This is a genomic window from Cellvibrio sp., assembly GCF_039207905.1.
In the GTDB taxonomy this organism is placed as follows: Bacteria; Pseudomonadota; Gammaproteobacteria; order Pseudomonadales; family Cellvibrionaceae; genus Cellvibrio.
Map to the genome: position 1 here is coordinate 194,518 of NZ_JBCECX010000003.1, position 12,775 is coordinate 207,292.

At 48.4% G+C, this 12,775-nt stretch carries 10 protein-coding genes; 4 read left to right on the forward strand and 6 right to left on the reverse strand.

What is annotated here, in order from left to right; all coding sequences use genetic code 11:
* The 5 genes from AAGC78_RS02900 to AAGC78_RS02920 all read right to left on the reverse strand — a co-directional run.
* Positions 1-1,543 (reverse strand): vWA domain-containing protein (locus tag AAGC78_RS02900; RefSeq protein ID WP_435782528.1); only part of this gene is annotated, 1,543 nt, incomplete at its 3' end.
* A complete protein-coding gene (locus AAGC78_RS02905) occupies positions 1,543-2,559 on the reverse strand; it encodes a VWA domain-containing protein (protein WP_435782529.1) in 1,017 nt (338 codons plus the stop codon). The genes AAGC78_RS02905 and AAGC78_RS02900, both read right to left, overlap by 1 nt.
* Positions 2,552-3,094, reverse strand: a complete 543-nt coding sequence (locus AAGC78_RS02910) for a DUF4381 domain-containing protein (protein WP_435782530.1) — start codon at positions 3,092-3,094, stop codon at positions 2,552-2,554. Before AAGC78_RS02910 ends, AAGC78_RS02905 begins: the two co-directional genes overlap by 8 nt.
* A gap of 67 nt (positions 3,095-3,161) precedes the next feature.
* Positions 3,162-4,133 (reverse strand): DUF58 domain-containing protein, encoded by a 972-nt coding sequence (locus AAGC78_RS02915; RefSeq protein ID WP_435782531.1) that lies wholly within the window; start codon positions 4,131-4,133, stop codon positions 3,162-3,164.
* A gap of 13 nt (positions 4,134-4,146) precedes the next feature.
* Positions 4,147-5,106 carry an AAA family ATPase gene (locus AAGC78_RS02920; RefSeq protein ID WP_435782532.1) on the reverse strand — a complete coding sequence of 320 codons (960 nt, stop codon included), beginning with the start codon at positions 5,104-5,106 and terminating at the stop codon, positions 4,147-4,149.
* Positions 5,107-5,310: 204 nt separating this feature from the next.
* Between AAGC78_RS02920 and AAGC78_RS02925 the strand changes: the two genes are divergently transcribed.
* From AAGC78_RS02925 to AAGC78_RS02935, 3 genes are all read left to right on the forward strand, one after another.
* Positions 5,311-10,269: an NAD-glutamate dehydrogenase gene (locus tag AAGC78_RS02925; RefSeq protein ID WP_435782533.1), complete on the forward strand. Its 4,959-nt coding sequence runs from the start codon at positions 5,311-5,313 to the stop codon at positions 10,267-10,269.
* Entirely contained in the window at positions 10,238-10,507 is a 270-nt protein-coding gene (locus AAGC78_RS02930) for a DUF2835 domain-containing protein (protein WP_435782534.1), read from the forward strand. Before AAGC78_RS02925 ends, AAGC78_RS02930 begins: the two co-directional genes overlap by 32 nt.
* 106 nt (positions 10,508-10,613) lie before the next feature.
* Positions 10,614-11,642: a quinone-dependent dihydroorotate dehydrogenase gene (locus tag AAGC78_RS02935; RefSeq protein ID WP_435782535.1), complete on the forward strand. Its 1,029-nt coding sequence runs from the start codon at positions 10,614-10,616 to the stop codon at positions 11,640-11,642.
* An 89-nt stretch (positions 11,643-11,731) separates the two neighbouring features.
* On the opposite strand, the gene rmf is transcribed toward AAGC78_RS02935, so the two are convergent.
* The gene (rmf, locus tag AAGC78_RS02940; protein ID WP_007641871.1) at positions 11,732-11,956 is read right to left on the reverse strand and encodes a ribosome modulation factor; all 225 of its coding nucleotides are present in this window, start codon (positions 11,954-11,956) and stop codon (positions 11,732-11,734) included.
* Between the two features lie 283 nt (positions 11,957-12,239).
* Between rmf and AAGC78_RS02945 the strand changes: the two genes are divergently transcribed.
* A partial coding sequence (locus AAGC78_RS02945) for a THUMP domain-containing protein (RefSeq protein WP_435782536.1) occupies positions 12,240-12,775 on the forward strand: 536 nt, incomplete at its 3' end.

The window sequence follows — 12,775 nt, forward strand, 5'->3', positions numbered from 1 at the left end:
TGTCTTGCTGTTGTTGATCTTGTTGCTGATCATTCTGTTGATCGTTATTTCCTTGATCTTGCTTTTGGTTGTCGTTTTTCCCTTGATCTTGTTTATCCTGATCCTGCTTGTCTTGATCCTGCTTGTTCTGATCTTGATTCTGGTTCTGTTGTTCTTTTTGCTCTTTAATTAAATCTTCCACCAGCTTGCGATTTTTCTTTGCATCTTCCAAATCCGGATTAAGCTTGAGTGCTTCGTCATAGGCTTTGGTTGCAGCGGTTAGCTCATTGGCTTTGGCAAGTGCGTTGCCGCGATTGTAGTGCGCGTCTGCGGTATTGGACTGTGCAAAATTTTTTGCGGCTTCTTCGTAGTTACCGGCGCGGTATTGCGCGCTGGCTTTCCAGTCGGGCGTGTCGAATTGTTGGGCAGCTTCGGCGGCCTGATTTTCTTGTAGTTTGTCGTAGGCTTGTTGGTTTTTGTTTTTCCATAAATCATCCCAGCCAAAGGCATAGCTTTTACTTGGAGTCAAACCAATAAGCGGGATGAGGAATAAGCAAAGTAAAACACCGCGACGGAAGCAGTAGAGGATAATCGGTAACAGCAACAATATTAACCAATGACCGCGGTCGTACCAGCTATCAAAATCGCGATCTACGCGTTGAGTTTCTTCTTTTTGCGGTGCGGGTAAATCCATAAGGTAATCAATATCGCTGCTGGTGTTGGCCAGTGTGCGATAGCGGCCACGAGTCTGGTTGGCGAGATTTTGTAGGTCACCCGCATCAAGTTGTGTTGTCACTATGTTGCGTTGGTTGTCGCGAACAAAGCCGCCTTTTCCCGTGGGGATTGGTGTGGGCGTTGAACTGCCGACTCCGAGAACGGAGAGGCGGTATTGTGTTTCGCGATTCATAATATCAACAACATTCTGCCGTGCATCTGCATCCACACCATCAGTAATTAAGATCAAATCACCTTGGGTGATGTTGGCATCTTTTAATAATTGAATTGCGCGGGTCACTGCCTCTTCGGTATTACTTCCTTGGGCTGGCATCACATTAGGATGAAGTGCAGGAATAATATTGTTAATGGTTTCTGTGTCATCTGTTAGCGGTGTCACCACATGCACATCACCGGCATATACCAGTAGCGCCGTTTGACCGTCTTTGCGGAGGCGCAACAGGTCGGCAATTTTTAACCGTGCGCGTACAAGCCGTGACGGTTTGAGATCTTCACTCATCATGGATGGAGAAAGATCGAGCATCAGTACCAGTGCCTGTTGATTTTTTTCTACGGCAACAGGGCGTTTTTCCCAGCTTGGGCCTGCAAGAGAAATAGCGCTGATAATCCATGCAAGTAAAAGTGCAATAAGTTGCCAAGGCTTGATGCGAGTTGTTTGGCCATCAAGCAAGTATTGTAATAATTCCGGGGCAACCATTTGCTGCCATTGGCGGGCGTTGTGCTTTTGGTACCACAACAAGAGCGCGATTATGACGACTGGCACGAGTGCGGCTAACCACCAGGGGCGTAAAAAATGAAATTGGCTGATAACTAAATCCATAGTAGACATTATTTCGCCTCCACAAGATTTGTTGTTGGTGTTGCACGCCCTTGCCATATATGGATGCATGCAAATACAAGGCTTAGGAGGAATGCAAAAGCCAGCGGCCAATAAAATAATGTGGCGACAGGGCGAAATGTTTCCGCTTCGATTTCAATCGCTTCAAGTCGATCCAGTTCGCGGTGAATGTCATCAAGTTCTTGCAGATTGCGTGCACGGAAATATTTTCCGCCAGTTTTTTCTGCGATGGCAATCATGGTTGGCTCATCGAGATCGGCTGATGGATTAACAGTACGTGATCCAAAAATACCGGGAACTTCCATCGACTCTGCACCAAATGCAATGGTGTAAATTTTAATGCCGGCTTTTTGCGCTAGCTCTGCTGCTTTATCGGGAGCTAACACGCCAGAAGTATTGGCGCCGTCGGTTAAGATCACCAAAACCCGGCTGGCATCTGGCCGGTCGCGCAGGCGTTTTACTGCCAGACCAATTGCATCACCGATAGCTGTCTCTTGGCCGGCAAAGCCAATTTGCGCTTCTTGCAGCAATTGGTTGACAGTGTTGCGATCATAAGTAAGTGGAGCTTGCAGATAAGCTTGTGCACCAAACAGGATTAATCCCAAGCGATCAGTCGTGCGACGTGTTACAAAATCGCCAATCACTTTTTTAACTGCCATCAAGCGGGTAATTTTGCGGCCGTTAGCAACCATGTCGATTTGTTCCATACTGCCGGAAATATCCACTGCCATTAATAAATCGCGACCACTCGATGGCATGCTGGTAGGTTCGCCTACCCATTGTGGATTGGTGGCAGCAACTAAACAGCACAGCCAAATTAACCAAAGCGATAATAATTTTGCCGGGCGCTTACCAATACCTAAACGATTTTGCTGTTCAAGTTGACTCGCGTGTTGATAAAAGGGAACGCGCAATGCGGCTTCAATTCGTTTTTTAGGTGCGATAAATGCCATTAACAGCGGGAGCGGGGCGAGCAAAAGTAACCAGGGCCATTGCATTTCAAACATGGTTGGCCTCCGTAGCTGGAGTTACTTTTTTTGCCGCAGGAATTTTTTGGCGATGGTTGCGATGCTGGTTTATCCAGGCCGCGCTTAACTGTTGCAATCCGAGTGCATCAATTTGTGGATTTTTCTGATAGATGTTGTTTAACAAGCTTTGCCCTAATTCACCAGAAAATTTGTTATCGAGCGCGGGACAAACAGCATCTAACCAGCTTAACCATTCAACACCTTTGATGCTGGCGTTGAAGCTGCGCGGATAAGCAGTTAACGCTGTACGGCGTAATAACACACTTAAGGCTTGCAAATAAGCGGCTGCATCTTGTGCTTCGTTATAGCGAGCATAAATTGCATCAAGCTCTTGCAGTGCAAGAGTGCGATAGTGATTTTGCTGTTTGCGCCGACGCCAGATTAAAAACCCAATGGCGGCCACTACAAGGAGCGCGAGCAAAATCCACCAACCAGGTGCGAGCGGCCACCAGCTTACGCCATCGGGCAAATGGATATCGGCTAATTGATCCAGTGGAGATGAAGTTGGTTGCATAGTCTGCTTTTATTCGTGAATTGTGTGTTGTTAACGTCAGGCTTTGCCTTTTTATAAAAAGCCTCGGCTATTTTTTTCGACCATACGCTTTGCGTAAGCCATCCTGAATATCATCTTGCGTGGCGTAGCTAAGCAGCGGGATGCGCAAGCGTTTGCAAATGCTTGTGAGCATATTAAGTTGTTGGTCGAACTGATTTTTGTATGCTTGTTGGAATGCTTTTTCATTTGCCGCTAATTGCAATCGCTCGCGCCCATTACTAATGGTTAGCGGTGAGTTGCTGATGAGTTGGCGTTCCAGTTGATCGTAAACATGAATCAAGGTCACATCAGTATGTCGTGCCAATTCAAATAATTGTTGTTCTGCGCTCGCGGTCATATCGTGGAAATCACTGATAATAAACAGCGCACAACCTGGTTTTGCGATGCGTCTGGCATCAGACAACATGCCCTCTAACGAGTTGGCATTTTTTAATTGGCCTGACGGAAGTGGAGCAGGGGCGGGCGTGATCGGTGATGTTAAACGATGATTGTAATCTTGCAGCTGATGCAACAATTCCAACACTGCATGTTTACTGCGGCGCGGACGCACATCGCGTTGATCGTAATCACCAAACACCAACGCGCCCAAACGATCGCCATTGGCTAATGCCGCCCAGCCGAGTAGCGCGGCTATGTGTGCCGCAAGTACGGATTTAAAACAGCGCGTGCTGCCAAAAAATAGTGGCGAGCGTTGATCGACCAGCATAAATACCGGACGCTCGCGCTCTTCGCGAAAAATTTTAGTGTGGGCAACTTGGGTGCGCGCGGTCACGCGCCAATCAATCGAGCGAATATCATCACCCGGTTGATAAAGGCGGACTTCTTCAAAATCCATTCCCCGACCGCGAAAGCGAGTGCGTTCACCACCGGACAAGAGACTGCGCGCCGGTTGATGGGCAAACAGTTTTAGATCCTGTGCGGAAAACCGGCAGCGCAATAATGCGGCAAGTTCAGTGTAAGCGCCGCGCGGATTAAGGTCTTGCTGCGATAAATTGCTCATGGCAATGATCCGTTTAGCTCAGTGGCACTGCGGCCAGCAATTTATCAATCGCGTGATTCGGTGTAGTACCGGTAGCTTCCGCTTCAAAACTTAAAATCAGGCGATGGCGCAGTACATCGTGGGCGACTGTCTGAACATCATCGGGGCTGACGAAATCGCGGCCGTTTAACCAAGCGTGCGCACGGGCGCAGCGATCCAGCGCAATGGTCGCGCGCGGACTTGCGCCGTATTCAATCAGGTCAGCGAGTTCGGCGGAGTATTCGGTCGGGCGGCGCGTGGCGTTAATCAAATGAACAATGTAGTCCTCAACGCTGTCTGCCATATGGATTGCAAGAATCTCTTTGCGCGCTGCATCGATAGTTGCTTGGGTAATTACTTCCGGTTTTGGAGCGGACACCGCAGCAGCTTCATTGCGAGCCAATTGCAGGATGCGGCGTTCGGCATCAAGGCTGGGGTAGTCCACAACAACATGCAGGAGGAAACGGTCGAGCTGCGCTTCCGGTAGTGGGTAAGTCCCTTCCTGTTCGATAGGGTTCTGGGTCGCCATCACCATAAACAAACCGGGCAGTGGATAGGTTTTGCTGCCCACGCTCACCTGACGTTCCGCCATGGCTTCAAGCAAAGCGGATTGCACTTTGGCCGGTGCGCGGTTGATTTCGTCGGCGAGTACCAGGTTGTGGAAAATCGGGCCGGGTTGGAATTCAAAGCGATTTTGCTCGGGGCGATAAATATCGGTACCGGTCACATCGGACGGTAATAAATCCGGAGTGAACTGAATGCGGTGAAAGTTGCCTTCTATTGCTTGGGACAAGGTTTTTATCGCCTTGGTCTTAGCGAGGCCGGGGGCGCCTTCTACCAACAGGTGACCGTCAGCGAGCAGGGCGATCAATAGGCGTTGGGTCAAATGCTCCTGGCCGATAATTTGGTCGTTAAGCCAGAGGTTCAGTGATTGGATCTGTTGATAAGCCTGCATGGAAGTTGAATACCTTTTCGCTGAGTGGGTAGCAATTATGGGTTGATTCAAGGCTGACGAACCGGAGCGGCATCGTACAACGCGACAAAAGTGCTCGATAGACTGCGCAAGGTGGTGACGGTTCCCTGCGATTTCAACTATTTAGCCGAATTTTTCGACTAATCTTAAAGATTATCGGGTCCACCTAGGACAGGAGTTCAGATTGTGAATAGCCCATTGGTAAGCCAGCACACACTCATGGAGTTTTTGGACGAATTTAATCGCTATGCGGCAACCAAATTGACCGGCGCAGAATTGGCGTCGCTCCAGCGCTTGGCGAAAAAGTATTTTAACTATTATCCGCTGGAAGAATTAGTTGGCAGGCGTTTGAGCGATGTGTTCGGCAGCCTCTACCAGTGGTGGCAATTTATCCAGCATTACGACCCCAAAACGCCCAAGGTACGTCTGTTTAACCCGAGCCTTGCGGAAGATGGTTGGGTTTGCCCGCACACAGCGCTGGCAGTATTGCAAAAGGATATGCCGTTTTTGGTTGATTCGATTCGTATCGAATTAAACCGGCGCAATATTGCGATCTATACGATTAAAAGCACGGTACTGAATTTGATGCGCGATGCGAACCATCAGCTCGTCGAGTTAATCGATGGGGAAAACGGACAGGCTTTGCCTTCGCAAGCAGGCGAAAAAACAAAAGATGCATTGATCGTGATGGAAATCAGCATGCACACGGATCAGCAGGAACTGGCTGATATAGTGCAAAGCTTGCACAGTATTTTAGCTGAGGTCGAATGCGTGGTTGATGATTACCATCCCATGCGCGCAGCTGCATTGGGTACCGAGCAAAATCTTGGCTTTGCAAATGAAGCGCTTGCCGCAGCGGATATTCAGCAGACCAAAGCATTTATGCGTTGGCTGACAGAAGATAAATTTACATTCCTTGGTTATGCCGCTTACGAATTTAAAGAAATTGATGGCAAAAAAGTGCTCTATGAAATTCCCTCAGAGCGCTTGGGTATTTTCAGACTGCGCGAAGGCGCTGGCAGTGAGGCTACTTCTTTAGCATTGGAATCCTTTAATGAAGGTATGGCTCGTTTTCACTTGGTGCCGCAAGTAATTACCTTCTCAAAATCTTCAACGCGTGCACGTGTACATCGATATGCGTATTCTGATTATGTCATCGTCAAACGTTTCAACGCGCAAGGTGAAGTAATTGGCGAGGTGCGTTTCCTCGGGCTTTACACCTCCACTGTGTATTTGATGAGCCCGTTCAATATTCCGCTGATCTCGACCAAAGTGGGCAAAGTGTTTGCCCGCAGTGGTTTGGAAGAGGCAAGTCACGATGGCAAAAACCTGCGGCAGTTGCTTGAAACTTTTCCGCGCAACGAATTATTTTTAAGTAGCAGTACAGAATTGTACGAAACCCTAAGGGGGATTGCGCAGATTAATGAGCGTTCCATGGTGCGTTTGTTTATGCGGCGCGACCCATTTGGAAAGTTTGTTAATTTTATTATTTATGTCCCGCGGGATTATTTCTCCACCAAGGTGCGATTGGCAATTCAGGAATTGATTGGCAATGCTATAGGCTCCCATGAAAGTGAGTTCACAACTTATTTTTCCGAGTCCATTCTGGCGCGGGTCTATTTGGTATTTAAAGTCGATAGCGCCACGCCTTCCCAAGTCGATGTTGCGACTTTGCAGGCGGGGATTGTCAATATCACCCGCTCATGGGAAGACTACTTACACACTGCATTGGCAGAGGTTCATGGGGAAGAGCTGAGTGCGCAACTACTGCGTGAGTATCGCGATGCTTTTTCTGCTGCTTATCAGGATCAGTATGATGCACCGACCGCAGTGCAGGACATCCACTCCATTAATGAATTGTTTAATGGCAGCCCGGCTGGTGGTTCTGGTGATACCAACACTATTTCGCTCAGCGTGTACCACTCGCGTGCAGCAGATCAATCACGTGCTGGCGGGCAAAATACGTTTGTGCAATTCAAAATTTTTCATCGCGATACTACCCTGGCGTTATCGGATGTCATTCCCGTTTTGGAGAATCTCGGTTTTCGTGTGGTAAGTGAAAGCACTTACGATATCAATACCCACTCGGGCCAACAATTTTGGCTGCATGATTTTAAGCTCGCGCACCAATTTTCAAGCAATATTGATTTATCCAGCCTTAAAGATAATTTTATTACCGCATTCGCCGCAATTTGGCGCGGTGATGCCGATAGTGATGCTTTTAATGCGCTCATCACTACTGCTGGGTTGCAGTGGCGTGAGGTAGTGATTTTGCGGGCTTACTCCGGCTACATGCATCAAACACTATTCCCCTTTAGTGCAAGTTATATGGCGGTTGCGCTTGCTAACCAAACTGCAATTGCCCATAAACTGGTTGAGCTATTTAGTTTGAAATTTGATCCGGATCTGGTCGATGAAAAAACACCGGAGCGGCTTGGTAGTTTGCAAAGTGATATTCTTGCGCGGTTGGACGCGGTAGAAAATCTTAATGATGACCGTATTATTCGCCGCTTTCTCGCGCTGATCGATAACACTTTGCGTACCAATTTTTATCAGACCGATGAACAGGGTGAACCAAAACCATATTTATCACTCAAGTTTTCCCCACGTAAATTAGCGGATATTCCCGCGCCCAAACCGATGTTCGAGATCTTTGTCTATTCGCCGCGCATGGAAGGTTTGCATTTGCGCACCAGCAATGTTGCACGTGGCGGTTTGCGTTGGTCGGATCGCTTGCAAGATTACCGCACTGAAATTTTGGGTTTGGTAAAAGCACAGCAAGTGAAAAATGCCGTCATTGTCCCCAGTGGTGCCAAGGGCGGTTTTGTGTGTAAAAAAATGCCAGCGAATGTGAATCGCGAACAACAATTACAGGAGGGAATTGCCTGTTACAAATGGTTGATTCGCGGGCTATTGGATGTGACGGATAACTTTGTTGAGGGTGATATTCGCCCTCCGGCGAAAGTGGTGCGATACGATGAGGATGATCCTTATTTGGTCGTTGCTGCCGATAAAGGTACGGCGAGTTTTTCTGATATTGCCAACGCGATTTCTGCTGAATATAACCATTGGCTGGGCGATGCTTTTGCATCCGGCGGCAGCCAAGGTTATGACCATAAAGGTATGGGCATTACCGCGCGCGGTGCCTGGATTTCTGTGCAGCGTCATTTTCGCGAAATCAATGTTGACATACAAACCGAACCAGTGAGCGTATTGGGCATTGGTGATATGGCTGGTGATGTATTTGGCAACGGCATGCTGTTGTCCGAGGCGATCTTGCTGGTGGCTGCGTTTAACCATCAACATATTTTTATCGACCCCAACCCGGATGCCGCACGCAGTTTTGTTGAGCGACAACGCTTGTATAACACACCTAAAACTACCTGGGATGATTACGAGAAAGCATTAATTAGCCAAGGTGGCGGAGTGTTCAATCGCAGCGCTAAATCCATCACTATTTCCGAGCAAATGCGCGAGCGATTTGCACTGGAGGCTAACACGCTCACACCAACAGAATTGATTAATGCCTTGCTCAAATCACCGGTGGATTTAATTTGGAATGGCGGTATCGGCACCTATGTAAAAGCCAGTAGCGAAGTCCATGCCGATGCAGGTGATAAGGCCAATGATAGTTTGCGTGTAAATGGTGATGAATTGCGCTGCAAGGTTTTTGGTGAGGGCGGCAATTTGGGGATGACCCAGCGTGGCCGGATTGAATATTGTTTGAACGGCGGTGCATGTAATACCGATTTTATCGATAACGCGGGCGGTGTCGATTGTTCCGATCATGAAGTCAATATCAAAATTTTGCTCAACGAAATTGTTGCCAATGGCGATTTAACGCAAAAGCAGCGCAATCAATTATTGGTTGATATGACGGAAAATGTCGCGCAGTTAGTGCTGCACAATAATACCCGCCAGACGCAGGCGATCAGCGTGACACAATCTGATGCGTTACAGCGCAGCGCTGAATATCGCCGGTTTATGAACGCATTGCAGGTGGCGGGTCGTCTTGATCGCAAGCTTGAATTTTTACCTAACGATGATGTGTTATTGGAGCGGCAAACCCAGGGGAAATCGCTGACTCGCCCTGAGCTGGCAATATTAATTTCCTACGCAAAAGCAGTATTAAAAGAAGATCTCGCGAAAACCAATATCGTTGACGATGATTATTTGGCCCGGTTTATCGAGACGGCCTTTCCGCACAAGATTGCACAATTATTCCCCGCTGCTCTGCGCAACCATCGTTTGCGGCGCGAAATTGTCGCCACCCAGATTGCGAATGACATGGTAAACACCATGGGGATCAGTTTCGCGCAGCGATTAATGGAATCGACCGGTGCGAGTGCGGGCGATGTAGCAAAAGCCTATGTTATCGCCCGTGATATTTATGCAATGCCGGAATTTTTAGCAGTATTGGATGCGGCGGGCACTGCTGTGCCTGCAGAGCGTCAGCTGCAACTTATCAGTATGATGATGCGCAAGATTCGTCGCGCTGCACGCTGGTTTTTGCGCAATCGACGGAGTTATTTAAATCCCGCCAGTGAAGTTGAATTATTCACCGCAGGTTTGAAAACCATTAACGAAAATTTGCCGCAATTATTGGTTGGCGATGCCTTGACTGAGTGGCAAGATGCAGTGCAAAAATTAAGCGCGTTTGGGTTGTCCGAAAACCTTGTCAGTTGTATCGCACGTCCGGCGGATTTATATTCCGGTTTGAGTGTGGTGGAAGCTGCGCGCATCGCTAAACAAGATATTGTTAAACTGGCGCAAATTTATTTTGCGTTGGGGAATTATTTAAGCTTGCCCTGGTTCTCCAACCAGATATCCAATTTGCCGGTTGATAATTTTTGGCAAGCCATGGCGCGTGAGACTTATCTGGCGGATCTCGAATCGCAATTGCGCAGTTTGAGCATATCCTTGATCCGCTTTATGGATGATAGTCTGTCGCTGGATGAGATAATCCGGCGCTGGAGTAATCAGCATCAATTATTAATTGCGCGCTGGAAATCCATGGTGAATGAACTGCAGGCGGTGAACGGCACCGACTTTGCTATGGTTGCAGTGGCACTGCGTGATCTGCTGGATTTGGCGCAAGCCAGCCAACATTGTGATGCACTGGATAATTGTGCTTTGCCTGAGTAACAAGAGAGTTATTTTTTTGAAAAGTATCATCGTAGACTTGTCTATTTCGACAGAGGAATTCCAGCGTTTGTACGAGGGGAATGTCAAAACTGTCTTTGCCCATAGTATTGATGGCCGCAGTATCCGTTTTCCCGCGGGTATTTTGCGGCCATTTGTTTTGCACTCAGGTATACGCGGCCGATTTCAAATCGATTTTGATGAGGATAATCGCTTTCAGTCCATTAACCGTTTGGGCTGATAAAAGGTGAGGTTTGGGGTGCTTTGACCTCGCTAATCCAGTATCCTTGCGGCCTTATTTATTGCTAGCCCCAATTGCTATTCCAGTTAACGTCCACGAGTCTGCTATGTATCAAACTATTCGCGATCTTCTATTCCGTCTTGATGCCGAAACATCCCATGAACTTAGTCTGGATCTCTTGGGGGCGGCCGAGCGTTTACGTGTTCTTGGCCTGTTTTCTCCTACCATCCCGAGCAGCCCTGTCAGTGTCATGGGATTGACCTTTGATAATCCGGTAGGACTGGCGGCAGGTTTGGATAAGAACGGCGATTATTTCAATGCATTGGGTGCCTTGGGTTTTGGTTTTGTAGAGATAGGTACCATCACACCGCGCCCGCAACCGGGCAACCCTCAGCCACGTTTGTTCCGCATCCCTGAAGCACAAGGCATCATCAATCGCATGGGCTTCAACAACAAAGGCGTTGATCATTTGGTCGCGCAGGTGCAAAAGCGTCGCTACAAAGGCGTGCTGGGTATCAATATCGGTAAGAACGCAACTACGCCCGTTGAGAATGCGGTGGACGATTATCTGATCTGTTTGCGCAAGGTGTATGACCATGCGGATTACATCACCGTGAATATTTCATCACCTAATACTCCAGGCCTGCGCAACCTGCAGTTTGGTGATTCACTTTCCCAGTTACTTGCTCCGCTCAAGAAAGAGCAGGGGATTCTGCAGCAAGCGACTGGTCGCTATGTGCCTATCGCGGTAAAAATCGCTCCTGATATGGATGACAGCGAGATCGCCCAAGTCGCGGGTGTGTTATTGCAGGAAGGGATGGATGGCGTGATCGCTACCAACACCACCATTACCCGCGTGGGCGTTGAGACCTACGAAAACGGCAGCGAAACCGGTGGTTTAAGCGGTTTGCCGGTGCGTGATAAAAGCACCTACGTTATCCGTACACTCAACTCATGTCTCGGCGGCAAATTGCCGATTATCGGCGTGGGCGGAATTTTTGATGAAGCCAGTGCTGCCGATAAGATCCGCGCGGGCGCCAGTCTTGTTCAGGTCTACAGCGGGTTTATTTATGAAGGCCCAAGCTTGATTAGCCGAGCGGCTGCTGGAATCGCAAGCTATCACCGGGGGCTTTGAGGGCTCTAAAAATAGCGAAGCCCGCGAGAGCGGGCTTATAGAATCAAAAAATGATTGGGTTGGTAAATTCTGTTGGTCTTGCTTGAAGTTTAGCCACTCATGGCCATGGGTTGGATATTGTTTACTTTTTGAACCTGTGCCAAACGACTATAGCCGTCCCACTGATCTATGCGCGATTCGCGCCAGCCATTGAGCCACTGTTGGCGAGCCTGGCCGGTCTCATGGGGACAAAGGCTTTTAGAACGCCCATCAATACCTGCTTGATACCCTTTAACGAATGCGCGTTCTGTTTGGTCACGTTTTTGACGTTTCATCAGTTATTGCACCTCTATATTGTGGTTTATCGATAGAGTGTTGCCTATCGACGGAAGCGGTCTTGCGGTCTTTCACTTACTTGTCTGACTGGTTTTTACAATCTCCTTGGTTTTTACAGGTTAGGTGAGTACACCAGATTTATCGGATGTCGTGAACGATTAAATTTTTATACATATGCTGTTCTATATGGCATATCGGCCTAGCAGATGTATTTGACAATTTAATGACGCTCATCTTTTTAGTCAGGTGGCGTTCAGGAAAGTTCAGTTTGGAAACGCACAAATGACACATCAATATTTCGCCACTTGCCCGAAAGGCTTGGAAGGCTTGCTTTACAACGAGTTACAAGCCCTTGGCGCAGAGGAGCTGCGTGAGACGGTCGCCGGCATCTACTTCTCGGGCGACATTCGCATGGCCTACCGTGTTTGCCTCTGGTCGCGCCTTGCCAACAAAGTACTGTTACCGCTCGCCAGTTTTGAGGCCGATAGTCAGGAGGAGCTGTACGACGGTGTGCGTGAACTCCGTTGGGAAGAGCATCTGAGTCCAAATGGCAGTTTGTTGGTGGATTTTATAGGCACCAACGATGCAATCCGCAACACCCAATTTGGCGCGGTTAAAGTGAAGGATGCGATAGTGGATTGCTTGCGCGATTTCAGCGGCGAGCGTCCATCGGTCGCCAAGCGTGATCCCGATTTACGGGTCAATGTGCGTTTGTCCAAAAACAAAGTGATTGTGAGTATCGATCTCTCTGGTGACAGCCTGCATCGCCGTGGCTACCGCGTAAAGCAGGGTAGTGCACCCATGAAAGAAAACCTGGC

Excerpts from the sequence above, each read along its gene's own strand:
- AAGC78_RS02910 (WP_435782530.1), bottom strand. The coding sequence starts at position 3,094 with ATGCAACCAACTTCATCTCCACTGGATCAATTAGCCGATATCCATTTG.
- AAGC78_RS02920 (WP_435782532.1), bottom strand. The coding sequence starts at position 5,106 with ATGCAGGCTTATCAACAGATCCAATCACTGAACCTCTGGCTTAACGAC.
- rmf (WP_007641871.1), bottom strand. The coding sequence starts at position 11,956 with ATGAAACGTCAAAAACGTGACCAAACAGAACGCGCATTCGTTAAAGGG.
- AAGC78_RS02935 (WP_435782535.1), top strand. The coding sequence starts at position 10,614 with ATGTATCAAACTATTCGCGATCTTCTATTCCGTCTTGATGCCGAAACA.
- AAGC78_RS02930 (WP_435782534.1), top strand. The coding sequence starts at position 10,238 with ATGCACTGGATAATTGTGCTTTGCCTGAGTAACAAGAGAGTTATTTTT.
- AAGC78_RS02915 (WP_435782531.1), bottom strand. The coding sequence starts at position 4,133 with ATGAGCAATTTATCGCAGCAAGACCTTAATCCGCGCGGCGCTTACACT.
- AAGC78_RS02905 (WP_435782529.1), bottom strand. The coding sequence starts at position 2,559 with ATGTTTGAAATGCAATGGCCCTGGTTACTTTTGCTCGCCCCGCTCCCG.